This window comes from Hallerella sp., from assembly GCF_022776125.1.
In the GTDB taxonomy this organism is placed as follows: domain Bacteria; phylum Fibrobacterota; class Fibrobacteria; order Fibrobacterales; family Fibrobacteraceae; genus Hallerella; species Hallerella succinigenes.
In genome coordinates this window covers 47,739-74,252 of sequence record NZ_JALFIA010000016.1, presented here as the reverse complement: position 1 = coordinate 74,252, position 26,514 = coordinate 47,739, and the positions used below count along the sequence as shown (strand labels likewise).

The 26,514-nt window shown below is 49.7% G+C and carries 28 protein-coding genes; 22 read left to right on the top strand and 6 right to left on the bottom strand.

The window, feature by feature from the left end:
• Positions 1–45: 45 nt before the first annotated feature.
• Positions 46–1,308: a diaminopimelate decarboxylase gene (gene lysA / locus MR847_RS02120; protein ID WP_106519879.1), complete on the bottom strand. Its 1,263-nt coding sequence runs from the start codon at positions 1,306–1,308 to the stop codon at positions 46–48.
• A complete protein-coding gene (locus MR847_RS02115) occupies positions 1,301–1,783 on the bottom strand; it encodes a glycogen-binding domain-containing protein (RefSeq protein WP_100425083.1) in 483 nt (160 codons plus the stop codon). Before MR847_RS02115 ends, lysA begins: the two co-directional genes overlap by 8 nt.
• A gap of 75 nt (positions 1,784–1,858) precedes the next feature.
• Here MR847_RS02115 and rpe point away from each other — a divergent pair, with 75 nt between their 5' ends.
• From rpe to MR847_RS02045, 14 genes are read left to right on the top strand one after another with little or no spacing between them, the layout of a single operon-like run.
• Complete coding sequence (rpe, locus tag MR847_RS02110; RefSeq protein WP_106519880.1) at positions 1,859–2,512, top strand: ribulose-phosphate 3-epimerase; 654 nt, start codon at positions 1,859–1,861, stop codon at positions 2,510–2,512.
• Between the two features lie 48 nt (positions 2,513–2,560).
• A complete protein-coding gene (locus MR847_RS02105) occupies positions 2,561–2,836 on the top strand; it encodes a phosphopantetheine-binding protein (RefSeq protein ID WP_100425081.1) in 276 nt (91 codons plus the stop codon).
• Positions 2,837–2,839: 3 nt separating this feature from the next.
• A complete protein-coding gene (locus MR847_RS02100) occupies positions 2,840–3,100 on the top strand; it encodes an acyl carrier protein (protein ID WP_100425080.1) in 261 nt (86 codons plus the stop codon).
• The gene (locus MR847_RS02095; protein ID WP_287722818.1) at positions 3,097–5,406 is read left to right on the top strand and encodes an ApeI family dehydratase; all 2,310 of its coding nucleotides are present in this window, start codon (positions 3,097–3,099) and stop codon (positions 5,404–5,406) included. Before MR847_RS02100 ends, MR847_RS02095 begins: the two co-directional genes overlap by 4 nt.
• A complete protein-coding gene (locus MR847_RS02090; protein WP_287722817.1) occupies positions 5,406–6,146 on the top strand; it encodes a glycosyltransferase family 2 protein in 741 nt (246 codons plus the stop codon). Before MR847_RS02095 ends, MR847_RS02090 begins: the two co-directional genes overlap by 1 nt.
• Complete coding sequence (locus MR847_RS02085; RefSeq protein WP_100425077.1) at positions 6,139–7,101, top strand: lysophospholipid acyltransferase family protein; 963 nt, start codon at positions 6,139–6,141, stop codon at positions 7,099–7,101. Before MR847_RS02090 ends, MR847_RS02085 begins: the two co-directional genes overlap by 8 nt.
• Positions 7,098–7,535: an acyl-CoA thioesterase gene (locus tag MR847_RS02080; protein ID WP_100425076.1), complete on the top strand. Its 438-nt coding sequence runs from the start codon at positions 7,098–7,100 to the stop codon at positions 7,533–7,535. The genes MR847_RS02085 and MR847_RS02080 overlap by 4 nt, the downstream gene beginning before the upstream one ends.
• Positions 7,528–8,127 (top strand): LolA family protein, encoded by a 600-nt coding sequence (locus tag MR847_RS02075; protein WP_100425075.1) that lies wholly within the window; start codon positions 7,528–7,530, stop codon positions 8,125–8,127. The genes MR847_RS02080 and MR847_RS02075 overlap by 8 nt, the downstream gene beginning before the upstream one ends.
• Positions 8,102–10,417 carry an MMPL family transporter gene (locus tag MR847_RS02070; RefSeq protein WP_287722816.1) on the top strand — a complete coding sequence of 772 codons (2,316 nt, stop codon included), beginning with the start codon at positions 8,102–8,104 and terminating at the stop codon, positions 10,415–10,417. The genes MR847_RS02075 and MR847_RS02070 overlap by 26 nt, the downstream gene beginning before the upstream one ends.
• Before the next feature lie 23 nt (positions 10,418–10,440).
• Complete coding sequence (locus MR847_RS02065) at positions 10,441–11,037, top strand: DUF3261 domain-containing protein (protein WP_100425073.1); 597 nt, start codon at positions 10,441–10,443, stop codon at positions 11,035–11,037.
• Complete coding sequence (locus MR847_RS02060) at positions 11,034–12,218, top strand: beta-ketoacyl-ACP synthase (protein WP_100425072.1); 1,185 nt, start codon at positions 11,034–11,036, stop codon at positions 12,216–12,218. The genes MR847_RS02065 and MR847_RS02060 overlap by 4 nt, the downstream gene beginning before the upstream one ends.
• The gene (locus MR847_RS02055; protein ID WP_100425071.1) at positions 12,218–12,682 is read left to right on the top strand and encodes a hotdog family protein; all 465 of its coding nucleotides are present in this window, start codon (positions 12,218–12,220) and stop codon (positions 12,680–12,682) included. Before MR847_RS02060 ends, MR847_RS02055 begins: the two co-directional genes overlap by 1 nt.
• A gap of 2 nt (positions 12,683–12,684) precedes the next feature.
• Positions 12,685–13,404, top strand: a complete 720-nt coding sequence (gene fabG, locus MR847_RS02050; RefSeq protein WP_100425070.1) for a 3-oxoacyl-ACP reductase FabG — start codon at positions 12,685–12,687, stop codon at positions 13,402–13,404.
• Positions 13,401–14,627, top strand: a complete 1,227-nt coding sequence (locus tag MR847_RS02045) for a beta-ketoacyl-ACP synthase (RefSeq protein ID WP_287722815.1) — start codon at positions 13,401–13,403, stop codon at positions 14,625–14,627. Before fabG ends, MR847_RS02045 begins: the two co-directional genes overlap by 4 nt.
• On the opposite strand, the gene MR847_RS02040 is transcribed toward MR847_RS02045, so the two are convergent.
• From MR847_RS02040 to MR847_RS02025, 4 genes are all read right to left on the bottom strand, one after another.
• A complete protein-coding gene (locus MR847_RS02040) occupies positions 14,614–15,423 on the bottom strand; it encodes a lysophospholipid acyltransferase family protein (RefSeq protein ID WP_287722814.1) in 810 nt (269 codons plus the stop codon). The genes MR847_RS02045 and MR847_RS02040 overlap by 14 nt on opposite strands.
• The gene (locus tag MR847_RS02035) at positions 15,420–16,025 is read right to left on the bottom strand and encodes a beta-ketoacyl synthase chain length factor (RefSeq protein WP_106519886.1); all 606 of its coding nucleotides are present in this window, start codon (positions 16,023–16,025) and stop codon (positions 15,420–15,422) included. The genes MR847_RS02040 and MR847_RS02035 overlap by 4 nt, the downstream gene beginning before the upstream one ends.
• Entirely contained in the window at positions 16,022–17,113 is a 1,092-nt protein-coding gene (locus MR847_RS02030; protein ID WP_277003262.1) for a methyltransferase, read from the bottom strand. The genes MR847_RS02035 and MR847_RS02030 overlap by 4 nt, the downstream gene beginning before the upstream one ends.
• A gap of 61 nt (positions 17,114–17,174) precedes the next feature.
• Positions 17,175–18,497 (bottom strand): aspartate kinase, encoded by a 1,323-nt coding sequence (locus MR847_RS02025; RefSeq protein ID WP_100425066.1) that lies wholly within the window; start codon positions 18,495–18,497, stop codon positions 17,175–17,177.
• Between the two features lie 129 nt (positions 18,498–18,626).
• On the opposite strand from MR847_RS02025, the gene MR847_RS02020 reads away from it, so the two are divergent.
• From MR847_RS02020 to MR847_RS01985, 8 genes are all read left to right on the top strand, one after another.
• Positions 18,627–19,532: a sigma 54-interacting transcriptional regulator gene (locus tag MR847_RS02020; protein WP_100425065.1), complete on the top strand. Its 906-nt coding sequence runs from the start codon at positions 18,627–18,629 to the stop codon at positions 19,530–19,532.
• 39 nt (positions 19,533–19,571) lie between these two features.
• Positions 19,572–21,011, top strand: a complete 1,440-nt coding sequence (pta, locus tag MR847_RS02015) for a phosphate acetyltransferase (protein WP_287722813.1) — start codon at positions 19,572–19,574, stop codon at positions 21,009–21,011.
• A gap of 193 nt (positions 21,012–21,204) precedes the next feature.
• Positions 21,205–22,008: a phosphonoacetaldehyde hydrolase gene (phnX, locus tag MR847_RS02010; RefSeq protein ID WP_198514863.1), complete on the top strand. Its 804-nt coding sequence runs from the start codon at positions 21,205–21,207 to the stop codon at positions 22,006–22,008.
• Between the two features lie 4 nt (positions 22,009–22,012).
• Positions 22,013–23,149, top strand: a complete 1,137-nt coding sequence (locus MR847_RS02005) for a phosphonoacetaldehyde reductase (RefSeq protein ID WP_287722812.1) — start codon at positions 22,013–22,015, stop codon at positions 23,147–23,149.
• A gap of 3 nt (positions 23,150–23,152) precedes the next feature.
• Entirely contained in the window at positions 23,153–24,085 is a 933-nt protein-coding gene (locus tag MR847_RS02000; protein ID WP_106519891.1) for a phosphate/phosphite/phosphonate ABC transporter substrate-binding protein, read from the top strand.
• A gap of 17 nt (positions 24,086–24,102) precedes the next feature.
• Entirely contained in the window at positions 24,103–24,909 is an 807-nt protein-coding gene (gene phnC / locus MR847_RS01995) for a phosphonate ABC transporter ATP-binding protein (RefSeq protein ID WP_106519909.1), read from the top strand.
• The gene (locus tag MR847_RS01990) at positions 24,899–25,678 is read left to right on the top strand and encodes a PhnE/PtxC family ABC transporter permease (RefSeq protein WP_106519892.1); all 780 of its coding nucleotides are present in this window, start codon (positions 24,899–24,901) and stop codon (positions 25,676–25,678) included. Before phnC ends, MR847_RS01990 begins: the two co-directional genes overlap by 11 nt.
• Positions 25,675–26,493 (top strand): PhnE/PtxC family ABC transporter permease, encoded by an 819-nt coding sequence (locus MR847_RS01985; RefSeq protein WP_287722811.1) that lies wholly within the window; start codon positions 25,675–25,677, stop codon positions 26,491–26,493. Before MR847_RS01990 ends, MR847_RS01985 begins: the two co-directional genes overlap by 4 nt.
• The last annotated feature ends 21 nt before the right edge of the window (positions 26,494–26,514 follow it).

The window sequence follows — 26,514 nt, the reverse complement described above, 5'->3', positions numbered from 1 at the left end:
CATTGGAACGGCGCGATGTGATAAGCTTAACAGCTGTATCCGAAATTAAAGGCTAACGATTTTTTCGTTTTCCATTAACTGTTCAAACGTCTGGCGTTCGCGGATGACTTCCAGCTTCCCGTTGTTCTGGAGAATTTCCGGAGCAAAGCGACGGCTGTTGTAATTGCTCGACATGGCACTGCCATAAGCACCTGCGTCGTGCAAAACGAGGAAATCGCCGACTTGGGCTGTCGGGAGCTTACGTGTGACTACGTAGCCGCCTTCTTCCTGCGTAAAGACGTCACCGGATTCGCAAAGCGGGCCTGCGACAATCACATCTTGTTCCGGGCCGAGTTCACGACCGTCTTTGGAAACGATCGAAATTCCGTGGTAGGAACCGTAGAAGGACGGGCGGACGAGATCGTTAAAGCCTGCATCGACGAGGTAGAAAAGCTTGTCTTCTTGCTTTTTCACCGCGCGGATTTCTGCGACAAGAACGGCGCTTTCGGCGACGATGTAGCGGCCCGGTTCGACTTCGAGAGCCACGTCGTGACCGACGGACTGGGCGATGTCCTTACGGGTCTTGTCCCAAAGGTCATAATAAGCCTGAATGTCGATACGGTTGCCCTTTTCTTCTTCCTTGTATGGAATCGGAAGGCCACCGCCGGCAGAAATCATGCGGATATGGGAACCGAGGCGACGGGAAGCGTCGCGCATGGCGTCGCAGACCGTTGCGAGGTGTTCGAAATCCGTACCGCTGCCGATGTGCATGTGCAAGCCGGTAATCCACATGCCGTTTGCCTGTGCGAGTTTCACGCAGTCCTTCAATTGGGAATGCCAAACGCCGTGCTTCGAAAGCGGTCCACCCGTATTCGTCTTCTTCGAGTGACCGTGACCAAAGCCCGGGTTTACGCGGAGAGTCAGGTTCGAACGAACGCCGGCGTCGGCGAGCTGCTGGATCATATCCGCAGAACCGACGTTCACATGGATGTTGTGCTTTTTCACAAGCTCAATTGCGTCGTGATCGAAGATGTCGGCAGAATAGACAATTTGCGGAACTTGCTTGTCGTTTTCGCACGCCTTGTAGCCCGCACGGAGAGCTCGAATGATTTCTCCGGCGCTGACTGCATCTACGACTGCGCCGGCATTGCGGACAATCGATAGGATGGAAAGGTTGGGGCAAGCCTTTTGAGCGAAGCGAACGGTATCGAAGCACTTGAGTTCCTGAACGCGCTTTTCGATAGTTGCTCGGTCATAAATCCAAAAAGGGGTGCCGTAATTTGCGACCCCCTCTCGAATTGTGTTTTCCGAAAAAATCGGATTAGACATTTTTGACGCTGTTTTCACCACCCTGACCGTCAGGAACACGGTTTGGGTTAGCCTGGTCGATTTCCCAGCTGCCATCGAAAACGAACTTGTATTGGTAAGTACCGGCGGCGAGTTTCAGCTTGACGCTCCACACGCCCTGTTCGCCTTTCTTCATTTTGGCTGGGGTCCAGTTGTTGAATTCACCAGCGACTTCGACAGACTTGGAATCCGGGGAGTAGACGTTGAACACGACTTCTTCGAGAGCCTTTTTGGAAGCCTTCGGAGCAGCCTTTTTCACGGTGGTCTTTGCAACGGTTTTTGCAGCGGTCTTCTTGGCCGGAGCGGTCTTTTCTGTAGTCTTGGTGGCGGTTTGTGCGGTGGTCTTGGCGCACTTGCTTGCCTTCGGAGCTGTTGCCTTAGCAGTAGCCTTCGGAGCGCATTTTGCGCACTTAGTACCCTTTGTTACTTTTGTTGTGGTTTTCTTTGGTGTTGACATCAATCAACCTCCTTGTTCGTTGTGAACAAATAATAACAAAAAAACATTTTTCGCTCAATACCTATATTTGGAATTATGAAACAAGCTCAAATCATTGCCCCGAGCGTCTTGAACGCAAACTTCCTCAACCTGCAGTCCGAACTCACCGCTATTGAAAACGGCGGAGCGGGACTTGTTCACCTTGATATCATGGACGGCCACTTTGTGCCGAACATCAGTTTTGGGCCCGGAATTTCGGGCTTGATCGGTCAGGCGACAAAGCTTCCTCTCGACTGCCATTTGATGATTGACAATCCCGAGCTTTTTGTAGACGAATTTGTAAAAATCGGTGCGCGCTATGTGACCGTTCAGGCGGAATCGACAATCCATTTGGATCGCCTTTTGAATCGCATTCGTGAACTGGGCGCAAAGCCAGCCGTGAGCATTAATCCGGCTACTCCGATTGAAAATATCAAGTGGGTGCTGGATTCTGTGGACATGGTTCTTGTCATGTCTGTGAATCCGGGTTTTGGTGGACAGAGCCTAATCCCGTATTGCCTTGATAAAATTCGTGCCCTGCGTGAGATGAAACCGGAACTGGATATTGAAATCGATGGCGGTATCAAACTCGATAACATTTTGGAAGCGAAGAAGGCCGGTGCAAATATTTTTGTCGTCGGCAGTGCGATTTTTAAGACAAATTCTCCAGAATTGACTTGCCGTGAGTTTGTTGGAACGGTTTCTGCATAATTTTATTTATATTTGAGCTCACATTTTTTTATTGGGACGGAAAATAGTATGTCTGAATTGAACGTACAAATTAAGGAGGTGCTGATCAAGGCACTTGAACTTGAGGACATCACACCGGCGGACATCGAAGACGATGCCCCGTTGTTTGGCCAGAATAAGGAAGGTCGCGGTCTCGGACTCGATAGCATAGACGCTCTTGAACTCGGTATCGCCATCAAGGATAACTTTGGTGTTTCCTTCTCTACGGTGAACGAAGAAACGCGTAAGCATTTTGCTTCGATCGACGCTCTTGCCGCATACATCTCTGCCAACAAAAAGGACTGAGTCATGGAAAAACAACAGATTTATGATAAAATCCGTGAAGCCCTCATCGAAGATTTTGAACTGGATCCGGAAAAGGTTGTCCCGGAAGCTCGTCTTTACGAAGACCTAAACCTCGACAGCATCGACGCCGTAGACTTGATTGTGAAGCTCAAAACGTTCATTCCGCGCAACATCGATCCAGAAGTGTTCAAGAGCATGCGTACACTGCAGGACGTGGTGGACGGAATCAACGATCTCGCCCAGGGTACTGAAGAAAAGAAATGAAAACTGTAGCGGGGAAGATTCTCTTCGCCGCTCTTTCTGTTCTTTATCCGATTCTGGTATTCTGCGGTCTCCGCTTCTGGGGACTTTCGCCGCGCAAGTTGAGCATTTTGTTGCTTCTTCTCGCGGCGTTTCATTTAATATCAGCTTCGCGAAAAAAACAGCCGGGAGCGGCATTGCGACTGAAGGAAGGCTGCTTTGTAGCCTTTCTTTTGGCTTGTGGTGTTGCCGCTTTTGCGCTGGATAACGCCCTCGTTCTCAAGTTCTATCCGGTTCTTGTGAACGTCGGGATGCTTTTCTTTTTTGGCGCGACTCTCTTTCGAAAGCCGAGCTTTGTTTTTCGCTTGGCGACTTTTGCCGACAAGCGAATCCTGCAGACAGCGGACAGAACTTCTGTCGAACGCTACTGCGACCGGGTAACGCTCACCTGGTGCATCTTTTTTATTCTGAACGGATCCGTTGCGCTGTGGACGGTACTGTGTGCAGACGAAAAGATCTGGTCGCTGTACAACGGTCTGATTTCATACATCTTGATGGGACTTCTTTTTGTGTCTGAAATTGGAGTTCGTAAAATGAAACAAAGTCAATTACAATCTTACATTCCGTTTTCGAAAATTGAAGCGGACTCTCGCCCGGACGATTCCGTTGTCTGCTTCAGTGGCACAAGACTTTCCGGCGACGTCAAAACGTGGGCGGACTTTAAGGCGGACGTTTCCAAGGTGCGCCAGGCGGTTGAAGCGGAACCTTACACAGCTTGGATCTTGAACGCGGACGACGTCTACTACTTCCTCGTTGCGATCTTTGCCCTTTTCCAGAGCCAGAAAAAAATTTTGTTTTCCGCCAATCGCCAGCCGGAATTCATTCGTGAAATTCGCAAGCCGGACGTCGGCTTTTTGAACGATACCGGTGCCGAAGGCGCTTTGCAGATTCCGAAGATTATCGAAACCTACACGGCTAAAAGTACGTGGACGCCGTTCGATATTAACCAGGCGAAGGCGGCGATGTACACGTCCGGCACGACCGGCGTTCCAAAAGAAATCCCGAAGGAAGGCTGGCAATATGAAAACGAAGCGAATGCTCTTGCCGAACGCTTTGCTGCCGGATTTGCGAACCGCAACTTTTACATGACGGTGAACCATCACCACATTTACGGCATGGCTTTCTCGATCTTTGTGCCGATTTCTGCAGGTCTTCCGATTCGCCGCGTTCGTTTTGAATTCCCGGAAGAACTCGAACAGATTGTAAAGGAACCGGCCGTAATCGTGGCGAGCCCCGCCTTCTTAAAACGTCTTGCCGCAAACCGCAAGAAACCCTTGCCGTTCAAGAAACCGCCATTCTGGCTTTCTGCCGGTGGACTTTTGCCCGATGAAGTGGCGAATAGGGTTGAAGAACTTTCGGGGAACGGCGTGCAGGAAATCTACGGCTGCACGGAAACCGGTGCGATTGCAACGCGTCGCATTCGGGAAAAGAAATTGTGGACGCCCGTTCCGCCGAATAAGATCTCGTTTGCGGAAAACGGTTGTCTGAAAATCGATTCCTCTTACACGGATATCGGCGGCTTTGTGACGGGCGACTTGGGAAAGATTGAAGACGATGGAACGTTCCAGTTGATGGGCCGCGCAGATTCGATTGTGAAGATCGAAGAAAAGCGCATTTCCCTTCCGGAAGTGGAAAACCGTTTGCGTCAGACGGGTGTCGTGCGTGATGTGCGCGTGGTGCCGATGACGGGCAAGCGTCAGTTCCTCGCTGCTGCAATCGTGCTGAACGATGAAGGCGTTGCCAAGTTCCATGGCGTAGAAAAGAAAGACATGAATGCATTTTTTAAGCAGCATCTTTCCGGATTTCTTGAAAATACAGTGCAGCCCAAAAAATGGCGCTATCTGGAAGAACTTCCGCAAGATGCAATGGGAAAAATCAAAACGCGTGAGGTACAGGCTTTGTTCGAAATTCCCGAATCTCCGAATTTTAAAATTCTCAAGTATCATCTGGAAGGCAACAAACTGACAGTAAAAATAGTGATTCCTGCGACAAGTGATTATTACGACGGTCACTTCCCGGAATTCAAGCTGCTTCCGGCGGTTGTACAAATCGATTTGATCCTTCGCTTCTTCCGCGGCTTTATGAAGCTTCCGACGACAATCGAAAAAATGCAACGCATCAAATTTTCGAACCCGATTTTCCCAGAACATCCGGTGACGATCGAAGAGACTTATTCTCCGGATACGGGAAAGCTTGCTTTTAAAATCACGGGTGAAGACGATAAAAACTGTTCTGGAGGCACGATCGTGCTGAAAAAGGAAAATGCCTAATGGAATTTAAGCCTTGTGCCATTGTCCCGGTATACCGTCATGAAAATACGGTCCGTACAGTTGTTCAAAAGTTGAACTCTCAAAATTTACCCGTGGTCATTGTCGATGACGGAAATACTCCCGAAGCGTTGCAGGTGCTGCAAAAGGTGGCGGAAGAAATCCCGAACGTGATGGTCGTTTCGCATAGCGTCAATATGGGTAAGGGCGGTGCTGTTTGCACGGGTTGCAAAGAAGCTTTAAAAGCGGGATTTACCCATGCGCTGCAAATCGATGCGGATGGTCAACACGATCCCTCGATGATTCCGTTTTTGCTGAAGACGGCTCGGAAACACCCCGAATCCTTGGTCGGTGGATTTCCTCAGTATGATGCAAGCGTTCCTAAGGGACGTGAAGTCGGTCGAAAGATCACGAACTTTTGGGTGGCTGTAGAAACGCTTTCTAAAGACATTCCGGATGCGATGTGCGGATTCCGCGTTTATCCGCTCCAGACGACCGTTCCTGTACTGGATAAAATTTTGACGTTCCGCATGGGATTCGATATTGAAATCCTTGTACGTCTTGCATGGGCTGGAGTCAAAATGCATTTTTATCCGGTGAAAGTCATTTATCCGGAAAATGGCGTCTCGAACTTCCGCATGTTGCATGACAATTTGGAAATTTCTTGGCTGCACACGCGCCTTTGCTGTGGAATGCTTGTCCGTTTGCCTAAACTGTTGCTTCAAAAGAAAAAACATGGCTGAAGAACATTGGTCACAAATTGAAGAAGCGTCGAAGACGGCGTGGAAATTCCGTTTTATGCTGTGGGTGACGATTCACCTGCCGCGTAAACTTGTGGAATTGATAGTTGCTATAGTGGTGTTCTTCTTTTACTTGGGGGCGGCTCCGGTCCGCAAACGCTCGCGACTTTTTTTGGAACATGTTTCCAAGATGAAGGGAAAAAAGATTCCGCCGTTTGCCGTGTACCGTCACATTCTCGCCTTTGCCCTTTCGATGATTGAAAAAATTCGAGGTTGGGCTGGAAAGATGTCGCTTTCGGAACTCGAAACCCAGAACGACGACATCGACGATTTGGTGAACCTGCTCGACAGCGGCAAGGGAGCTTTTATCCTTTGCTCGCATCTTGGAAACATCGAAGCGATGCGTTCCTTGACGGGCTATCGCAAGGAACATACGAAGCGGAATTTTCAGGTTTTTCCGGTTGTTGATTTTTCGGGAACGAAGTGCTTTAACGCACTTCTCCGTGAACTGAATCCCGAGCTGATGACAAACAGCTTTGATGCAAACTCGATCGGCGTCGATACGGCGATCAGCATGCGTGAAAAAATTCAGGCGGGAAATCTCGTTGCGATTGCAGGCGATAGAACTTCGGCAAATTCGCAGAACCGTTTTATTCCGCTGAACTTTTTAGGGGATGCCGCCGAGTTCCCGGAAGGTTCTTTTGCCCTCGCGAATATTTTGAAGGCGCCTGTCTACTTCATTTTTGCGTTCCGCAAAAAAGATTTGGACATTACGTCGCCCTATGAATTCCACATTATCCGTTCCAAAACAGTACTCGGTGGCAAACGTTTCGAACAAAAACAGCAGATGGCAAATCTCGCTGCAGAATACGCTTCTCACCTCGAAAAGTTTTGCTTGGAACATCCGTATCAGTGGTATAATTTTTACAACTTCTGGCAGAAAGGAGAATCGACGTGAGCGAAAAGATCTTGAAAGCCTACACGGATATCGAAGTTCAGTTTTATGACTTGGATCCGATGAATGTCGTTTGGCATGGAAACTATGTGAAGTACATGGAAACAGCCCGCTGTGCTTTGCTTACAAAAATCAAGTACGACTATTATGAAATGGAAAAGGCGGGCTACGCTTGGCCTGTCGTCGAAATGAACCTCAAGTACATTCGACCGCTCCGCTTTATGCAGAAGGTGCGCGTGGAAGTCTCCCTTGTGGAATATGACGTTTGCATGAAGCTCAAGTACAGATTCATTGACCTCGAAACGGGCAAGGTGATTACCAAGGCGGAAAGCACGCAGATGGTGGTCAAGATTTCGACGAAGGAATCCATGTTCTCGACGCCGCCGGATTTTGTGGAAAAAGTCAAAATGGCTTTGGCAAAGGAAGAAAATGTATAAGTCTTTTTTTATGGCTCTCTTGATTTGCGGAACGGCGCTTTTTGCCGTGGACGCATCGATTTGGAAGTCTCCGGCGAATTTGGAATCTCCGGAAGTGCAAAAGGTGATGCAGGCCCTTTCCGCTGCGGAAACGGTCCATGGAACCTTTACGCAAAAGCGTACCGTGGTCAAGATCAAACGGACTTTTGAATCTTCGGGCAAATTTGAAATTTCGCAGAAGAACGGTATCACGTGGGACATGGAAAAGCCTTTTGCGTCCAAGCTTGTGATTTCGGATTCGGGCGTTGTTCAGACGAATGCGGATGGTTCCAAAACCAAAATGGCTTCGGCGGATAATGTGATTTTCCGTGAAATTGCGACTTCGATGCGCGCCGTTCTCAGTGGGAACATCGCTGTTTTAGAGAATCGTTTTGATCTGTTCTTTTTGCAACAGAAAAAAGGTTGGTCGGTCGGTCTGCTTCCCAAGGAAAAGACCATTCGGAAAGCGATTGCTTCGATTGTCCTCGAAGGGGACAAGGATTTGAAAAAGGTGGAACTCGTCGACGGTGAAGGAAACATTTTGACTTATGAATTCAAGCAGTCCGGAAAGTAAGAAGCGTTTCTTTAACGTAGGCCTTTGGGTACTTTTGCATATCGCACTGATGGTTGCGGTGGTAATTGCGTACCCGTGGAAGGTCGATAAGAACTTGTATTCGATCGTTCCGGAATCCGAGATGACTCCGGAAATCCATGCGGCGGAAAATGAGCTCACGGCTCGGACTTCTTCTCGGATGATGATCTTTGTGGGGGATTCGGATTTTTCGGTGGCGAAGACGGCTGCGGACCGCATCGGTCATACGCTGCTAGCGAACAAGCAGATCCGTTCTGCTTCTTGGAAGGTGGACGCCTCGTCGATGGACGAGATTTCCAAGTTCTTTTTTGATAGACGTTTTTCGATGCAGGATCCGGTGATCCTTGCGATGGAAGACGCTGAAGTCGCAGACTATTTTTATAACAAGGCTCTTTCCCGTGTATTCGGCGCTTTCCCGATGACCGATCTTTCGCGCCTGGAAGAAGATCCGTATTTGCTTTCACAGTCGGCGCAGGACCGTATGCTTTCGATGACGCCGATGGCTTCCAGCCACTTGACTCTCCGAGATGACATGCTGACCGTGCAAGATTCCGGCAGAACCTATGTGTTTATCAATGCGGAACTTTCCAAGGACGCTTCGGCGTTTGCTTCGGGCGATCATATTCTTGGCATTTTAGACGACACAATCGAAGAATTGCAGGAAGAGTTCCCCAACCTGCGCGTAGAAAAGTCCGGCGTCCCGTTCCACAGCTATTCGAGTTCAAAACAGGCTCAAGTTGAAATCGGCTGGATTTCAGGAATCTCGACTGCGGCGGTACTGCTGTTGCTCTTGCTCGTCTTCCGTTCGGCAGTTCCCATTGTAACGACTCTCAGTTCGATCGCCGTAGCGATTCTTGCGGCAATGGGCGCAACGCTTGCGACTTTCCATGAAATACACGTCTTTACGTTCATCTTTGGAACGAGCGTGATCGGTGTGAGCATTGACTACGCACTGCACCATTTTGCTGACAAGGAAGCTCAGGTCAAGAGCATGCTCCTCGGCTTCATGACAACGGAACTCAGCTACATCGCGCTCATGATTGTGGACTTCCCGATCCTCCGTCAGATGGCGTTCTTCTCGATGGTGGGGCTTGCGAGTGCGCTCCTTTCTGTTTTGCTCGTATTCCCGTTTGTGTCGGAAAGGTTGCGGAACGAACAGAAGTTCTCGTTAAAGGTCGCCCAGGTGATTCTTGCGGGCTATTCTAAACTGGAGCGCATTCCGAAGATCGCCCGTTATATCATTTTCGTGATGGCGGCAGGCGCTCTTATTCCGGGCATTGTGCAGCTGAACGTGCAGACGGATATCCGTTCCATGTACACGGTCGCTCCGGAACTCGGCGCTTCGGAAATGAAGGCCGCGAAGTGGATGAATTCGGGAATCGCTCCGACGTACTTTATTGTGAGCGGAAACTCGGTCGAAGAAGTGCTGCAAAAGGAAGAAACGCTGACGGAAAAGCTCCGTGAAGCGGAACGGGACTCTCTTTTGAAGTCGCACCTCGCCTTTTCGGAATTTTCACCGTCTTCGGCAAAACGGACCGCTCTGGATTCTCTGCTTTCGAGAGCGCTTCCTCTCCGCTATAAGGACCTTTGCAAACAGCTCAAGATCCATCCTGTGAAAAATCCGGGCAAGACGCTTTTTGCCACTGTCGAAATGGATGAAAATACAGCGGAATTCGAAGATCTTCCGGAACAGCTTTCGAGCGTCCGTGACATGCTCTGGATCGGAGAAATTTCGGGCAAGTATTACAGCGCCGTCCTTCCGATGCACGCGTCCGAAATGTTCAATCCGAAGGATTATGCGGACCCGTCGAACGGCATTTACGCGGTGAACAAGATTCAGGAAGTGAACGCCGCCTTGACGGAACTTTCACTCACGGCGCTTTCGCTTGTCGCCTTTGCGTATTTTGCGGTCTGCTTTATTCTTTCGTTCGTATTTTCTTGGCGAAATTCTTTGCGCATTGTCCGTGCTCCGGTGCTCGGTTGCTTCTTTACGCTGTCGATGTTCGGTTATCTGCAAATCCCGGTGAATTTCTTTGCAATCACTGGTTTGATTCTCGTTCTCGGCATCGGTATCGATTATGCCCTTTTCTTTAAGGATGCGCAAAATCATGCGGATTCAACGGCTTTAGCCGTGATGCTTTCGGCGGCGACGACCTTGATTTCGTTCGGAACTCTTTCGCTCAGCGGATTTGCTCCTGTATCGGTTTTAGGCCTTGCCGTGTTGCTTGGGATTTCTGCTTGTTTCCTCCTTTCACCGTTTACGCGAGATTGATTCACTTTCTATATTGCAACAAAATGTGGGTAAGTAAGATTCATCATAGCGTGAAAGCTTTGGCTGCGTTGGGAGCGGTGGTTCTGACGGCGTGTACATCGCATTCTGCGGTGGCGGGGAATTCTGCGAAAATTTACTACTCGGACGCCCGCTACATTCAGCTGATCGAACCGCAAAACAGCGGAATTTCTGTCGAAGAAAATCAGCTGATGACAGGCTCTTACGGCGAAAAGAAATTCTCCGGTGAATCCTGGATGCTCTTGAATGACACGACTGTGCACATGATGCTCTTTAGCTCCATGGGAAACACAATCGCGGAACTCGTTTACACGAAAGATTCCTTGGCTTTCAACAGCAAATGGATGAACGCGGAAAAGATGAAGCCCGAATATATAATTGCAGACATTCAGTTCTGCTATTATCCTGCTTCGGTCTTGCAGAAAAATTTTGATGCCGCAGGATTCACGTTTGCAGAGTCCCAAGATGGGGATGCTTTACACCGCACCCTTTTTGACGGCAAGACCGCAATCTTAAAAATGGAAAAGAGAGGCAACAAAATCGTGTTGCAGAATCTACTTCGCCATTACAGTTATCAAATTGAATCCGAGATCAAAGAATGAGCGCTCCCTTGTACATTCATGACTTTGCACTTTGCTCTGCTTTAGGTTCTGACAAAAAGACCATTTGGCAGGCGTTAAAGAACGGTACCCGCCCCGCGTTTGTCCAAAAGAAGTTCCGTGAAAAGGAACGCTATGTGGTCGAAATTCCGCAGAGCTCCTTGCCGCAGGTAAAGGACGCTTATTACGACAACCATGTGAACCGCCTTTCGGAAGTGGTTCTTTCGCAGATGGAAACTTCGGTCTGTGAAGCGGTAAAGGAATTCGGTGCAGATCGTATCGGCGTATTTATCGGTTCTAGTGATAATGGTTCGGAAGCTTCTCTTGCAGGTCTCGATTCTTTTCAAAAGACGGGCTCCTATCCAAAGAAGTACGAGCTTAAAATGCAACAGGCGGATTTCGCTGCGGAATACATTGCAAAGCGTTTCGGTTTGACGGGTCCGATCTTTACGCATTCGTCGGCTTGCGCTTCGAGTGCGAGCGCCTTTGCTTCGGCAAGAAATTGGCTTGAAGCGGGTTTCTGTGATGCGGCGATTGTCGGCGGCGTGGACATTGCGACGGAAACGGTCGTCCTCGGATTTGATTCTTTGGAAGCGGTTTCGCTTTCTCCGACGATTCCGTTCAGCAAGAATAGAACCGGTCTTACGATCGGCGATGGTGCCGCTTATTTCCTCGTTTCTAAAAAGCCGGGTCAGGCAAAATTCAAGGTAGTCGGCATTGGCGAAAGCGCGGATGCGGACCATGTGACGGCTCCGCGTGCAGACGGTGAAGGCGCTGTGCAGGCGATCGATAAGGCTTTGAAGGACGCAGAACTTTCCGCTGCCGATATCGACTACATCAATTTGCACGGAACTGGTACCAAGCTGAACGATGCGATGGAAAGCGTAGCTGTGAACCGCGTTTTTGGCAACGATACTCCGGCAAGTTCAACAAAGGGATTGACCGGCCACACGCTCGGCGCTGCGGGTGCTCTCGAAGCCGCTTTCTGCTGCCTCACCCTTTCGGATGAAAATACGGAACACGTGCTTCCGATGCACGTCTTTGATGGCGAACGCGATCCTTCGATTCCGGAAATTCGCTTGGTGAAAAACGGTGAAACGGCAAAACGTTTGAATATTTGCATGAGCAACTCCTTTGGCTTTGGCGGTTGTAATGTTTCGCTCATTTTATCGAGGAATGTCTAATGACTGAATTTGATACTCACGAAAAAGTAGCAGCGCTTGTTCCGCATAAGGGACACATGCATTTGCTGGATCGCGTGATTTCTTATGATTTTGAAAAAACGGAAGTCGAAACGGAAGTGGACATTACCGAAAAGAGTATGTTCTTTGAAGAATCCTACGGCGGCGTCCCTGTCTGGATTGGCTTTGAATATATGGCTCAGAGCGTTTCCGTAATGATGGGCCTTGTCGGACTCAAAACAAATACCCCTCCAAAGATGGGCTTCATTTTGAGCGTGACGAATTTCAAGTCGGAAACGAATGTTTTCCCGGTCGGTTCGACGGTCCACATTTGGGTGCATCAGACGGTTCGCATGGATATGGCGGTAACGTTTGAAGGAAAGATTTTTGTGAATGATAACCTGGTCGCTACCGCTACGATGAATACGGTCGAAGTGGACGATCCGAAAAAGACTTTAGGAGTATAAGAATGGATGATGTAAAACGCGTTCTCGTCACCGGTGCAAGCGGTGGCATTGGACTTGCGATAGTCAAAGCGGTTCTCGCGGCGGGATATCAGGTTGTGGCGCATTACAACAGCCATGCAGAATCCCTGAAGGAACTTCAGGCGGAATACGGCGACAAGATTCAGCTGATTCAGTTCAACGTCGCAGATCGTGAAAACTGCAAGACGATTCTTGAAAAGGATGTGAAGGAAAACGGCGCTTTCTTCGGCGTGGTCCTTTCTTCGGGCATTTGCCGTGACGCCGCATTCCCGGCGATGACGGATGAATACTGGGATAAGGTTCTCGATGTGAACCTGAACGGTTTCTATAATGTTTTGCACCCGCTCGTGATGCCGATGTGCCGCAAGCGCAAGGGCCGTATCATTACGATTGCTTCCGTTTCGGGCGTGATCGGCAACCGTGGACAGGTCAATTACAGCGCAAGTAAGGGCGGCATTATCGCGGCGAGCAAGGCACTTGCCGTGGAACTCGGCAGCCGCAGCATTACCGTGAACAGCATTGCTCCGGGCGTGATTGAAACGGAAATGATCAAGGACGCTCCGGTCGATATGATCTTGCCGTCGATCCCGATGCATCGTGTCGGTAAGCCGGAAGAAGTGGCTGCAACGGTTGTATTCCTGCTTTCGGAAGGCGCTGCCTACATTACGCGCCAGGTTATTTCTGTGAATGGAGGTCTCGCATGACCCGTCGTGTTGTGATTACGGGTGGTTCAACTCTTTCCCCTCTCGGTATGGATGACGAAGCCATCTTCGAAAGATTGCATCAGTATGAAAACTGTGTTGTCCGCATGCCGGACTGGGACAGATACGAGCAAATCAATACACGTCTTGCCGCACCGATTCCATTCGACCTCCCGGAATTACCGCGTAAGATGACGCGCGGCATGGGCCGTGTCGCTCAGATGGCTTATATGACTGCGGAACAGGCTTTGATCAAGTCCGGTTACGACCTGAACGACCCGGAACTCAAAGCGGGCCGTGTGGGCGTTGCCTACGGTTCTTCCATGGGCAACTTCGATGCGATTAAAGAATTCATGTCGATGATTATGGAGAATGACTCGACAAAGATTACGGCAACGTCTTACATCCGCTGCATGCCGCAGACTTGCGCGGTGAACATCAGCGTGCTTCTCGGATTAACGGGCCGTTTGATTACGACGAACACCGCTTGCACGGCAGGAAGTCTTTCCATCGGTTACGCTGCAGAAGCGATTGCAAGTGGCGAACAGGATGTGATGATCGCAGGCGGTGCAGAAGAATTGAACCCGACAGATTCCGCCGTGTTCGACATTCTCTTTGCCACGAGCGTCAAGAATGACACGCCGAAGATTACCCCGGCTTCTTATGACCGCGATCGTGACGGCCTTGTGGTGGGTGAAGGCGCTGGTACCGTGATCCTTGAAGAATATGAACACGCCAAGGCTCGCGGCGCTCATATTTACGCAGAACTCGTCGGATTCGGCACGAATACGGATGGCAACCATCTGACGAATCCGAAGAAGGAAACCATGCAGATCGCTCTCGAAATCGCTTTGAAGAAAGCGGGAATCGGTCCGGAACAGGTCGGCTATGTGAACGGCCACGGTACGGCGACAAAGAACGGTGACGTCGCAGAATCCCAGGCGACGTTTGGTGCCTTCAAGGGCCGCGCAGTGCCGATTAGCAGCTTGAAGACTTACATTGGTCACTCGCTCGGTGCGTGCGGCGGTATTGAAGCCTGGCTCTCCATTATGATGATGAATCGCAAGTGGTTTGCTCCGAACCTGAATTTGAAGAATGTGGATCCGGCTTGCGCATCGCTCGATTACATTGTGGGCGAAGGTCGCGAAATCGACACCGAATATGTGATGTCGAATAATTTCGCGTTCGGCGGAATCAACACGTCGCTAATCTTTAAGCGCGTGTAAGATTCGCCGGATTTTCTGGATCGTTCTTTCGATAGCTCTCAAAGATTTCTCGCAGTTCTTCGGTCAAGAGATTGACCGCTGCGGGGTTCGGATGGGAGCTATATTTTTTTGTATCGATCTGTTCGAGAATGTCGAGATTGTAGTGGTAACGCTCGGTCGGGTGGAAGCTAAAGTATTTGTCATGCTTCCGAAGCCCGATTTTTTCGTTTCCGCCGATGTAGATCGGTTGCACTTTATGGTAGCTGTGCAAAGCGAATCGAGCGGCCCCCTTTTTCAACTGCAACGGTTCTCCCGGACGCGTGCGCGTCCCTTCGGGGAAAATAATCAGCGATTCTCCGCATTCCATTCCTTCCGAGGCACGAGCCATCTGTTCTTCAAAAGAAAGCGAATTTGGAATAAAGAGCGTGTTTATCACGTTGTGAATGAACGACGTTTTTCCGAGTGAACCTTTGACGATGCAGTTCACGTTCGGAATAATCGAAAAGAGCATCACGACATCTAACAGCGACGGGTGATTGGCTACGACGACGCAGGAATGGATATCCTGAATGCGTTCCGAGTGTTTTACGTTCAGCTTCAAAATGCCGAGGACTGTCATTTCCCAAACGAACAGTTTGAACCAGCGCAAGTTCACCGCACGGGACATCGTCTTGAAACGCTCTTTGTTAAAGCCCGAAAGCACAAAGATAATCGGGAAGATGCAGGAGAACAGGGCGCTTGCTCCGCCAAACGAAGCGTACGAAATTACCTTGGCGAACAGCCGCCAAACATAGACGAGTCTTTGAATAAGTTTCATTGTGGCAGTCGAGTCTTCAAAAAAGTCAAGGCTTGATCAGCTGCAGAATTACCTTCAGGGAGTGGCGACAAATCGAGTTCGCAAATCGCATCTTGCGCGTCTGTCGAAAGACGCAGTGCAATCGCGCATACGGCATTCGGATAGTTCGAAATAGAAGCGTAGGTTTCTGGCAAATGTTCGTCTGCAAAGACAAAAATGCGTTCCTTTTCACGACCCGAAAGAAGAGGCGCTGCCGCTTCCTTCAAGCCATTTTCAAAGGATTTTTTACCCGCAAAGACCGCGCTGTAGCCAACCATGTTCTTTTCGGTAATCGACGCGGCAGAAACCGGAGCGTTGAAAACCGAAAGGCTGAACTGCGCCGGTGAAACTTCACCCGTGGCGAGAATGCCTTCCGAAATCTTGTACTGACGCTGGATTTCTCCAAATTCGGAGGCAAACGTTATGTGCACGGGAGGAAGACCTTCCGAAACTTCGTGAACCGTATAGACGACCATCTTGGTCGCTGCGCTCAAACGCCTGCGGAAGAGCATCGGCACAAAGGCAATCTTTGGCGGATTTTCTGCATCTGTCCATGCGGAGAATTTTTTGACGTAGAGGCTCATTTTTTGCGGAAACGGAAAAGGGTGTAGCAGTTGATGCCCAAGTTGTGGTGGGCTTCCTTCAGTTCGAAGCCGCCATCTTCAATGGCGTTCTTCAATTCATCGAAGCGGTACATTTTGCTATTGCCGTTTGCAATACAGGTGAAGTACAGCGAAGTCGCTTGGAGCGAATAGGCTGCGGCTTCAAAACGTTGCTTGTCCCAAATAGGTTCGAGTACGTAAATGTCGGTTTCGGAACTGGCAGCCGGGTGAATCTTCTTCAAGATCTTGGTGATCTGATGCAAGGAGAAGCAGTCGAGGAACTGACTCATCCAAATGGCATCGGCACCTTTCGGAAATTCCGTGGTGCTGTCGAGAACGTTGCACGGGATTGTGGAAATACGATTTTCAAAGCCTGCTGCCTTCGCGTTCTTTTCGGCTACAGCCGTTTGACCCGGAAGGTCGATAATCGAAACCTGAACATCCGGATTGTACTTGCAGCATTGAATAGCCCACTTTGCCGTGTTGCCGCCGATGTCAAAAAGGCGCTTGACCGGCTTCGAATAAACGATCGGAAGGGCTTCCGGGAAGGCGAGGTCGGAATAGAAATGGTCAAATCCGAACCAGCTCTTTTTGAACTGGTCGCTGCACTGGGAAAGGCCTTCGTAAACGGTCGTCCATTTGCCGAAATGCTTCAAACCTTCCGGCTTGCCGTTCTTGATGGATTCGGCGAGGTCGTCGGCACCTGCGTAGCAGACGTCTTCCGAAAAGTCCATATTCACGCGAGTCATGTCGTCGGTCATCACAAAGAAGCCGACCTTGCTGAGCGTGTATAGAAGATTGTCTTCCGGGGAATCTTTTTTCAGCTTGAGCATGCCCATGCCAAGGCCCATTTCCATCAGAACGCCGACGCCATATTCGGAAAGGCCAGTCTTTTCGGAAATTTCTTTAACGGTGATGCCCTTGCGGCGAGATTTGCTCACAAGTTCCAAAATGCCAAAGTCACGGAGTGCGCGGGCAGCCTGGAAAGAAAGTGGCGCAAATGCAATCTTCTGTGCTTCGAATTTCGCATTGACTGCGTCGATATCATCCTGATAATAAGATTCAAACATAAAATGTCCCCTGAAGGAAAAGAGCTGCCATACCCGACAGATCAAACTGAATATAAATTAACTATTTCACAAAGGCATCATAAATGGCACGAATTGCGATTTCCATGTTCGCTTCGTCCACACCGACGAGAATGTTGATCTGCGAAGATCCCTGGTCGATGATGCGGATGTTGATTTCCTTTTCGGCAAGAGCGTTGAAAAGCTTCGCGGCGATACCGACTTTGTTCGTCATGCCGTGACCCACGGTAGCGACAAGGCTGATGCCTGGGAAGACCTTCACGCGGTCCGGGTGCATCTGAAGGAGAATGTCTTCGAGAACGGCTTCCTGCACGGCTTCCAAAGACTTCGTATCCACGACGATGGACATGGAGTCGATGCCGCTCGGGCTCAGTTCATAAGAAAGGCCTTCACCTTCGAGAATGGCGAGGATGCGACGACCGAAACCGACTTCCTTGTTCATCATGCTCTTTTCGATGTAGATCATGGAGAAGCCCTTACGACCAGCGATGCCGGTAATCGGGTAGTCGGTGGTTTCCGGAGTCGGGCCGATGATTGTGCCTGCGTCTTCCGGGCGGTTCGTGTTGCGAATGTTGATCGGGATGTTCTTGGCGCGGCATGGTGCGATGGATTCGTCGTGGAGAACGCTTGCGCCCGAGTAAGAAAGTTCGCGGATTTCGCGGTAGCTGACGTAGCTGATCGGCTTCGGATTTTCGACGATGCGCGGATCCGTCATGAGCATACCGGAAACATCTGTCCAGTTTTCATAGACGATGGCGTTGATACCGTTTGCGAGCACGGCGCCGGAAATGTCCGAACCCCCGCGGGAGAATGTCTTCACCTGCTTGCGCGGGCCTTCGCCGTAGAAGCCCGGGACGACGAACAGCTGATTTTCGTCAGAGAGCTTCTGGGCGATCGTTTCGTAGCTCTTCGGGGTGATGCGGTAACGTTCGTCGAAGGCTATCAAATCGTAGGAGTCGACGAACTGGGCGCCGAGATATTCAGCCATTAAGCGGGCGCAGAGGTATTCGCCACGGGAAACGAGGAAGTCCGTCGTGACCGTGTCGATTTCATTCTTGAGCTTGTTTTCGAGGGCGGCGAGGTCGTCGCCGATCTTTGTTGCAAGATTCAAATCCTTGGCTATATCCAGATAGCGGTCGCAGATCATCTTCCACGGAGTGGAAAAGTCGAGATGCTTCGATGCGAGATCGTAAGTGGTGTAGAGAAGGTCGGTGAGCTTCGTTTCTTTCGGGTTGCGTTTGCCCGGAGCGGAAACGACCACGATTTTGCGGCGCTTGTCGCCTTCGACAATAGCCTTTACCTTTTGAAACTGCTTGGCTTCTGCAACGGAACTTCCGCCGAATTTGCACACAATACGATCAGCCATCTGAGTATCCTTTTGTAAAAAAAGAAGTTTTTTTGTAAAAAATAGCAAACCCTGGTGGATTTTTTAAGGTTTCAAACGTCTTATTAAATGCAATCGCGTCATTTTGGAAACATTGGTTTTGGAGGTGGAATGGCAGACGCAAAGCATCTTTTGGAAATCGCTTCCAGGTCTTCGGTTCCGGTTCTTGTTTGCGGGGAATCGGGGACGGGGAAAGAGGTCATGGCCCGGAAACTGCATGCGATGAGCGACCGTTCCAAAGGTCCTTTTGTCGCGGTGAACTGCGGCGCGATCAGTCCAGGGCTTGTCGAAAGTCTGTTCGAAGGCTCATGCCGCGGAGCGTACACGGGAGCTGTCGCGAATCAGCTCGGATTTGTCAGGGCCGCAGACCATGGGACTCTTTTCTTGGACGAAATCGGCGAGCTTCCGCTTGAAAGTCAAACGAGGCTGCTTCGGATTCTGCAGGAACGTGCGGTGACGCCCGTGGGGACGCAACAGAGCATTTCCGTGGACTTTAGGCTTGTCTGTGCGACGCACCGGAACTTACAGGCGGCGGTCAAAACGGGCCGCTTTCGCGAGGACCTTTTCTTTCGCCTGAACGTTTTCCCGATACGGCTTTTGCCTTTGCGGGAACGTTTAGATGAACTCAGGGCGATTGCGGTGGAGATTTGGCAGGGGCTTTCTGCAAGACCGCTTTCTGCCGACGAATTGAAGAGCCTTTGCCGCTTTCCATGGCCGGGAAATGTGCGCCAGCTGAAGAACGTTCTGGAACGCTACCAACTGTTGCAGAACCTGGGAGACTCTTTGGAAGAAATTCTTGCCGGGGAACCTTGGGATTTGCATTCGATGCACGCAAGCTATGCACGGGAAGGACGCACGGTTTACCGAACAGGCAATACGCCGTCGTGGAAAAACATTTTAGAAGTGCTACAGGAATGTCACAATAATAAGAGTCGGGCCGCGCAAATCCTTGGAATCAGCCGGGGTTCTCTCTGCTACCAATTAAAGAAGAATTCCGTTCGCCCAAAGCCTTCTTAAATGCTATTTTTAGAGCAAGAATACGAAATGGAGTTAGTTATGAAACACGTATTTCTCGTTCTCCCGGCTTCCGCCGGTGTAAATCTTGCCCAGGCTGCTGAATCTGTCCTGAGTGTTGTGAAAAAAAATGTCGCTTCCGCAGAATCTTTTGTCGCTACGGAAATGGTGCCGACCGTTTTGCAGTCCCAGGGTGCAGACGCTTCGATGGAAGCTCTCGTCGGCGCTGTGCAGGACTCTGCCGCAGAAGCTTTTGTCGTTACCGGTGTGTCGCTCGAACAGTCCGTTCGCAGTGAAACTTTGAATATCCAGATCGCTGCCGCTCTCGATGCCGACGTGATTCTCGTTGCCGATTCCGATGAAAACGGAGCCATCGTCGCTGCGGACTTTGCGGCTGCAAAGACCCGCGTTGCCTTTGTACTCGCAGACGGTGACTCGGCGAATGAAGACGCCGTGAAGAAGATCCTTTTTGCAGAATGCGAACATCGCATTTCCCAGGCGGAATTCCGTCGCAATTTGATCAAGCTCGCTTCCCGTAGTTTAAAGCGCATCGTTCTCCCGGAAGGCGCTGAACCGCGCACTCTCAAGGCTGCTATCGAAGCTTACGAACGCAAAATCGCAATCCCGGTCCTCATCGCGAAAAAGGCCGACGTCGAAGCCGAAGCCGCTCGCCAGAACCTCACGGTTCCGGCAGGCTTTGAAATCATAGAACCGACCGCAGAACTCGCCGAAAAGTATGTTCCGCTTCTCGTGGAACTCCGCAAGGCAAAAGGCATGACCGAAGAAAAGGCTCGTGAAGTTTTGAAGGACCCGGTATTCCTCGGCACGATGATGCTCAAGAAGGATGAAGTCGACGGTCTCGTTTCGGGCGCTGTCCACTCTACCGCAGACACAGTGCGTCCGGCTCTGCAGGTGATCAAGTGCGCTCCGGGCGTAAAGTCCATCAGCTCGGTCTTCTTTGTTTGTCTCCCGTCTCAGGTCTTTGTGTTTGGCGACTGCGCCATTAACCTGAACCCGACTGCAGAAGAACTCGCTGGCATCGCAATCCAGAGCCACGATACTGCAAAGGCTTTCAATCTTCCGGCTCGTGTGGCAATGCTCAGCTACGGTACCGGCAAGAGCGGCAAGGGTGACGATGTGGAACTTTGCATGGCAGCAACGCAGGCTGTGCGAGACGCTCGTCCGGACATCACGATTGATGGCCCGCTGCAGTACGATGCGGCAACGACCGAAAGCGTGGCAAAGCTCAAGGCTCCGGGCAGTGCTGTTGCTGGCAAGGCTACCGTTTGCGTGTTCCCGGACCTTTGCGCCGGTAACATCTGCTACAAGGCTGTTCAGCGTTCCGCTCAGGGCGTGATCGCCGTTGGCCCGATGCTCCAGGGGCTTGCCAAGCCGGTGAACGACTTGTCTCGCGGCGCTCTCGTCGAAGATATCGTTTATACGATCGCTTTGACTTCTATCCAGGCTCAAGCTGCCAAGTAAACGTTTTGCGCACTTGCGGTGCGCTTCGTGAAAATAAAAAGGTTCTCTTCTGCGGAAGGGAACCTCTTTTGTTTTAAAATCCTTAAAAAATCGACATCCAACGGGAAAACGATTTTACAGAGAGCGTACTGTAAAATCATGGAAACTTTACATTCACAACCTACATTCATGCGTGAAAAGAGAAAATGAGGTTATGATGAATACAAAAGTTCACTCCGTACAAATGATAGTCTTTGATTGGGCTGGAACCACAGTTGATTTCGGCTCCCGTGCTCCGCTGCAAATTTTTGAAAAGACTTTTCAACATTTTGGACTTGAGTTCACGTTAGAAGAAATCGCAGGTCCGATGGGCATGGAAAAGAAAGACCATATTCGTACGCTGCTCTCCACAGAGGAAGGCACGACATTTTGGAAAAACACCCAAAATCGGGATTGGGACGAAAATGATGTCGAACGGATTTATGATCTCTTTGAAGCCAACTTGAAAATGGTCGTTCAAGATTACAGCCATGTCATCGAAGGCGTCCCGGAGGCGGTTCAAAAGCTTCGGGAAAGCGGCGTAAAAATCGGAAGTACGACGGGCTATTCGTCAGAAATCATGAAGCCGATTCTTGAGCAGGCAAGACGGGAAGGCTATGAAGTGGATTGCTGTGTAACGCCGGATGTTTGCGGCTTTAGTCGCCCCAAGCCATTTATGGTTTTTGAATGCATGAAGCGTTTGCAGGTGTACCCGCCGAAGAATGTCATCAAGGTGGGCGATACGCTTGTCGATATTGCGGAAGGAAAAAATGCGGGAGCCTGGTCGGTGGGCGTTTTGACAGGTTCAAGCGTTCTTGGATTTTCGAAGGAGCAGTATGACAAGCTTTCGAGCGGTGAACGCTGGTATGCAAAACAGGTGGCGCAGCAAAAGTTTTTCGAAGCGGGAGCCGATTTCGTAATCGATTCCATAGCGGATCTTCCGGAATTGGTGAAAAAGATCGATGAAAAGTTGAGGTAGTTTGATGAATTACTTTTACAATTCGGTGCGCGTTTACCAAGGTAGAGGTTGCCTTTCGGAACTTCCGGAAGTTTGCAAAGAGGCTTTGCAAAATGAGATGAATTCCGAGATTCTGCTTCTTGTTTGGGATAAGTCGGTTTTGGAGCAGAAAGGTTTTCAAAAACTGATGGAAGAATTTCCGAATGTCGTGGTGGAAGAATGTTCCGTTTCGAATCCAGAAATCGAAGATTTGTTTGCGATTTACCAAAAGACACTACGATTCCAGATAGAACTGGTAATTGCTGTAGGCGGCGGGAGCATTTTGGATCTCGGAAAATCGCTTTGCATGATCCGCGACGAAGAGATTGCGTCAGTCGAAGATTTGCGCAAGAGAATTGCCGAGAAGAATTATAAAAAAGGAGCCCTCCGCTGGATTGGCGTTCCGACGACTTCGGGAACGGGCAGCGAAGTAACCTGCTGGGCGACCATCTGGGATACGGAAAATCTGAAAAAGTTCTCGATTGAAACGACGGACAATTATGCTTATGCCGCTTTTGCAGACTCGAAGCTCACCGAAAAACTGCCGACGAAGCTGGCCGTCTCTTCGGCCTTGGATGCTGTCTGCCACGCCGTCGAAAGCTATTGGGCAAAATCGACAAATGATATTTCCAAGATATACGCCTTGGATGCGATTCGGGCAGTGTTTACAGCTCTTCCGGCTGTAATTGAAAAGAGAAATTTGAAAATTGCGTCAGAAATATTAAGCCGTGGAAGCCTTTTGGCTGGGCTCGCCTTTAGCAATACGCACACGACGGCTTGTCATTCTATTTCGTATCCGCTGACGATGCTTTATCACATTCCGCACGGAGTCGCCGTGGCTCTGCTCTTAGGTGGGGTTTTCAAATTGAACGAGCCGATGATTTCAAACCTTCCTCGTCTTTTGGAAAGTTTTGGCGTCGAATCGATCGACGAAATTCAGCCTTTGATTGAAAAGTACCTCTCCGCAGCGGGTTTTGAAACGCGACTTTCCAAATGGGGGGCAACAGACGCATCCTTAAAGGAAGCTGCGGAAAAAAGTATGACCCGGGGGCGTGCGGACAACAACCCTATTCCACTCACAACCGAAAATGTTTTACAAATCCTCAACAGGATAAAGGAGTAAACGATGAATTTGAATCCCATTACGCAATTAAAACTGTTCGCCATCTTCCTGCTGAAATCGACAATCATTTTGGCGGCTTGCATCTTCTCGATTTACGGTTGCAGTGAAGCGTCCGCGAAAAAAACGTTCACCATTGCTTATGCTCCGAACGAATCCACGGAACAGAGTACCGATGCGCGCAACGGTCTTGCGAAAGATCTAGGTATGGCTCTCGGAATGGAAGTGAAGGAAATTCAGGCTTCGGACTATAACGCAATCATCGAAGCACTTCGCACGGGCAAGGCCGACATGGCTTATCTCGGAGCACTTTCCGTCGCCCTTGCCATGGAACGTGCGAACGCGGAACCGATCGTAATGAAGGCTCCCAACGGAGACAAAAAGCTCGCCACGTACCGTTCCGTCTTTATCGCGAAAAGCGACAATGAAAGGATCAACACCCTCCGCGATGCCAAGGGTAAAAAGATCGCCTTTGTCGATCCCAACTCGACATCGGGAAATCTGGTACCGACATCGGAAATCATGAACGCATTCCCCGCAGAAAAGTTGAATTCCGACATCATTCATACGAACGGGGAATTCTTTGAAGCGGTCAGCTTCTCCGGCAAACATCAGGCAGGTCTGCAGGCGGTTATCAAGGGGGACGTCGATGTCGTTCCGATTTCCGACCAGATTCTCGCTTCGGAAATTGCAAACGGCAATGCGAAAGAAGGTGCTGTCAAGATTATCCATTCTTCATCACCGATTCCTGCAGAGGCGATGATCATCGGCAAAACGGTTTCTCCGGAACTCAAAACAAAGCTTGTCCGATTTTTGACGACATACGATAACGCAGCGTACTTTGCAAAGGTCATCAAAGTTCCCGGCGCAAGATTTGTTCCGACATCCAAAGAAGATTACGAAGCCATCGTGACTCTCAATCACAACATCAATCAATAAGGCTTTTGGAAAATCAGATGGAATCGATTTTAACCTTTGACCATGTGACGAAACGCTATGGGAATGGAGTTTGTGCCTTGAAAGATGTTTCCCTTTCCGTTCGCCCTGGAGAATTTATCTCCATCATCGGGCCTTCGGGATCGGGAAAATCTACCCTTTTACGCTCAATCAACAAATTAATTTCCACGACCGAAGGGAACATCTTTTTTGATGGCGAAAATGTTTCGGCCCTTCGTGGCGGCAAGCTTCGCAAGAACCGTTCTAAAATCGGAATGATTTTTCAGAATTACAATCTGGTTTACAATCTTTCCGTTTTGCAGAATGTGCTCCACGGTCGCTTGGGGCACATGAGCGGTATCCGCGGAATTTTAGGTCTGTATCCGGAAGCGGACAAGGAAAAGGCTTGGACTCTTTTAGAAGAAATGGGTCTTGAAAAATTCGGCTACAACAAAGCAGGAAACCTTTCCGGTGGACAAAAACAGCGCGTGGGAATCGCCCGTGCGATCATCCAAGATCCAAAGATTCTTTTGTGCGATGAACCGATTGCTTCCCTGGATCCGTCCAGTGCAAAAGTCATCATGGATCTTCTGAAATCGACCGCGCAAAAACGGGGCATCCCTTGTCTCGTCAATTTGCATCAGGTGGATGTCGCCATGCGCTATTCGACAAGAATCATCGGGCTGCATGCCGGGGAAATCGTCTTTGACGGAGAACCGGAATCCCTTTCGGATTCTGTACTGGAACGCATCTATGGCACGTCTGTTTCAAATTTGGTTGCGGGAGTTTCCGATGAAAAGGATTGGCAGCAAGCCTATGCAGTCTGAAAAGCGGTTGACTACCATTCTCTTTTTTAGCATTGTGGGGCTTTTTGTGGCAAGTACTTGTTTTGCTCGCTACAACCCCTTTGAAATTTTCTTCAACATGGAAAATTTCCGCTCGTTTATCGTTGATGATTTCTTTCCGCCGGCTGTTCCGACAGGCTTAAAGCTGAAAGCGATTTTTCAGGGGATATTGACGACGATCTGTATGGCGCTTTCCTCGACATCGGTCGCAGCGGTACTCGCTTTTGTGACAGCCCTTTTTGCAAGCAAGCGCGTTTCCCCGATTCAAAAATCGCCCAAGTTTGTCAGAGGCTTTGCCACATTCCTTCGGAACATTCCGGCGCTCGTTTGGGCCTTTATTCTTTTCTCGTCTTTGGGAATCGGCACAGGTGTGGGCTTTGTCGCGCTTTGTATCAGCAGTTACGCTTTTATGGTGCGAGCCTTTGCCGAAACGATCGACGATATTTCCCAAGATAATTTGGAAAGCTTGCAAGCGGCAGGAGCTTCGTTTATTCAGGTTGTGTTTCACGGAATTCTGCCGTCTTGCTTGCGAGGGTTTATTTCTTGGTTCTTATACTGCATTGAAGTGAATTTGCGTTCTTCGACGGTCGTCGGCATGGTCGGAGGCGGGGGAATTGGCCTTGTGCTGCTTTCGTACTTGAAAGGGTTCAAGTACAACATGTCTTTCACGATTATCCTCGCAATCGCTGTGATGGTGTTGCTGGTGGATGCTCTTACCAATTATTTGCGAAAGGAGTTGGATTTAGAATGACAGAAGCTGTAATTCGCAGAACCGCCTCGGGGAAAATGCGGATAGATTGTATCGACAAGAATCGTTCCGCTATTTTCTTTTTGATTGGAATGGCACTGCTCTCTATGCTCGGGCTTATCTATTTGGATATTCCATGGTCCAAGATGCTTGCCCGAGTTCCGCAAATGGGGCTTGTGTTTTGGAAGCTCGGCCATTTTGAGTTTTCCCATTTTGACCTGATTGGATCGGCGCTTTTGGAAACGATTTCCATAGCGGTTCTTTCGACGATTTACAGTCTGATTCTTTCCCTTTTTTTTGGGATGCTTGCAGCGGAAAATATTTTCAAATGCCGAATCCTTTCGTCTTCGGTGAAAGCCTTTTTCACATTTCTCCGTGCGGTGCCCACTCCGGTGTGGGTCCTCTTCATGATGATCTGCATTGGAATGGGGCCTTCGGCGGGAATCGCGGGACTTTGCGTCCATACCACGGCGTTCTTTACCCGCGCATTCGCTCAAAGCTTTGAAGCGGTTCCTTCCGAAACGATAGAAGCACTACAGTCGGCCGGCGCAAGCAAAGTTTCTGTCTTCTTGAATGCGATTTTGCCTTCGGCAATCCCGGAACTCATCGCGTGGACGGGTATGCGCTTTGAAATCAATTTTTCGGAATGCGCCATTCTCGGTATGGTAGGCGCAGGCGGCATCGGATATGTGATTTCAACTCATATCGAAGGCTATGAATATGGAACAGCGGGGCTCGCCATCTTTAGCGTATTCGCCATTGCGTTCTGTATTGAACGCGCTTTTATCTGGATTAAATCCAAACAGCGAACTTGGTAATTCAAAAGTAAGTCAGGAGTG

What these genes read in the sequence shown, in the direction of transcription:
- pta (WP_287722813.1), top strand. Translation starts at nt 19,572, where the DNA reads ATGAAACACGTATTTCTCGTTCTCCCGGCTTCCGCCGGTGTAAATCTT.
- MR847_RS02055 (WP_100425071.1), top strand. Translation starts at nt 12,218, where the DNA reads ATGACTGAATTTGATACTCACGAAAAAGTAGCAGCGCTTGTTCCGCAT.
- MR847_RS02100 (WP_100425080.1), top strand. Translation starts at nt 2,840, where the DNA reads ATGGAAAAACAACAGATTTATGATAAAATCCGTGAAGCCCTCATCGAA.
- MR847_RS02095 (WP_287722818.1), top strand. Translation starts at nt 3,097, where the DNA reads ATGAAAACTGTAGCGGGGAAGATTCTCTTCGCCGCTCTTTCTGTTCTT.
- MR847_RS02045 (WP_287722815.1), top strand. Translation starts at nt 13,401, where the DNA reads ATGACCCGTCGTGTTGTGATTACGGGTGGTTCAACTCTTTCCCCTCTC.
- MR847_RS02065 (WP_100425073.1), top strand. Translation starts at nt 10,441, where the DNA reads ATGTGGGTAAGTAAGATTCATCATAGCGTGAAAGCTTTGGCTGCGTTG.
- MR847_RS02060 (WP_100425072.1), top strand. Translation starts at nt 11,034, where the DNA reads ATGAGCGCTCCCTTGTACATTCATGACTTTGCACTTTGCTCTGCTTTA.
- MR847_RS02105 (WP_100425081.1), top strand. Translation starts at nt 2,561, where the DNA reads ATGTCTGAATTGAACGTACAAATTAAGGAGGTGCTGATCAAGGCACTT.
- phnC (WP_106519909.1), top strand. Translation starts at nt 24,103, where the DNA reads ATGGAATCGATTTTAACCTTTGACCATGTGACGAAACGCTATGGGAAT.
- MR847_RS02040 (WP_287722814.1), bottom strand. Translation starts at nt 15,423, where the DNA reads ATGAAACTTATTCAAAGACTCGTCTATGTTTGGCGGCTGTTCGCCAAG.
- MR847_RS02075 (WP_100425075.1), top strand. Translation starts at nt 7,528, where the DNA reads ATGTATAAGTCTTTTTTTATGGCTCTCTTGATTTGCGGAACGGCGCTT.
- MR847_RS02000 (WP_106519891.1), top strand. Translation starts at nt 23,153, where the DNA reads ATGAATTTGAATCCCATTACGCAATTAAAACTGTTCGCCATCTTCCTG.
- MR847_RS01985 (WP_287722811.1), top strand. Translation starts at nt 25,675, where the DNA reads ATGACAGAAGCTGTAATTCGCAGAACCGCCTCGGGGAAAATGCGGATA.
- MR847_RS02005 (WP_287722812.1), top strand. Translation starts at nt 22,013, where the DNA reads ATGAATTACTTTTACAATTCGGTGCGCGTTTACCAAGGTAGAGGTTGC.
- lysA (WP_106519879.1), bottom strand. Translation starts at nt 1,308, where the DNA reads ATGTCTAATCCGATTTTTTCGGAAAACACAATTCGAGAGGGGGTCGCA.
- MR847_RS02070 (WP_287722816.1), top strand. Translation starts at nt 8,102, where the DNA reads ATGAATTCAAGCAGTCCGGAAAGTAAGAAGCGTTTCTTTAACGTAGGC.
- MR847_RS02085 (WP_100425077.1), top strand. Translation starts at nt 6,139, where the DNA reads ATGGCTGAAGAACATTGGTCACAAATTGAAGAAGCGTCGAAGACGGCG.
- MR847_RS02090 (WP_287722817.1), top strand. Translation starts at nt 5,406, where the DNA reads ATGGAATTTAAGCCTTGTGCCATTGTCCCGGTATACCGTCATGAAAAT.
- rpe (WP_106519880.1), top strand. Translation starts at nt 1,859, where the DNA reads ATGAAACAAGCTCAAATCATTGCCCCGAGCGTCTTGAACGCAAACTTC.
- MR847_RS02115 (WP_100425083.1), bottom strand. Translation starts at nt 1,783, where the DNA reads ATGTCAACACCAAAGAAAACCACAACAAAAGTAACAAAGGGTACTAAG.
- phnX (WP_198514863.1), top strand. Translation starts at nt 21,205, where the DNA reads ATGATGAATACAAAAGTTCACTCCGTACAAATGATAGTCTTTGATTGG.
- MR847_RS01990 (WP_106519892.1), top strand. Translation starts at nt 24,899, where the DNA reads ATGCAGTCTGAAAAGCGGTTGACTACCATTCTCTTTTTTAGCATTGTG.
- MR847_RS02035 (WP_106519886.1), bottom strand. Translation starts at nt 16,025, where the DNA reads ATGAGCCTCTACGTCAAAAAATTCTCCGCATGGACAGATGCAGAAAAT.
- MR847_RS02030 (WP_277003262.1), bottom strand. Translation starts at nt 17,113, where the DNA reads ATGTTTGAATCTTATTATCAGGATGATATCGACGCAGTCAATGCGAAA.
- MR847_RS02025 (WP_100425066.1), bottom strand. Translation starts at nt 18,497, where the DNA reads ATGGCTGATCGTATTGTGTGCAAATTCGGCGGAAGTTCCGTTGCAGAA.
- MR847_RS02020 (WP_100425065.1), top strand. Translation starts at nt 18,627, where the DNA reads ATGGCAGACGCAAAGCATCTTTTGGAAATCGCTTCCAGGTCTTCGGTT.
- fabG (WP_100425070.1), top strand. Translation starts at nt 12,685, where the DNA reads ATGGATGATGTAAAACGCGTTCTCGTCACCGGTGCAAGCGGTGGCATT.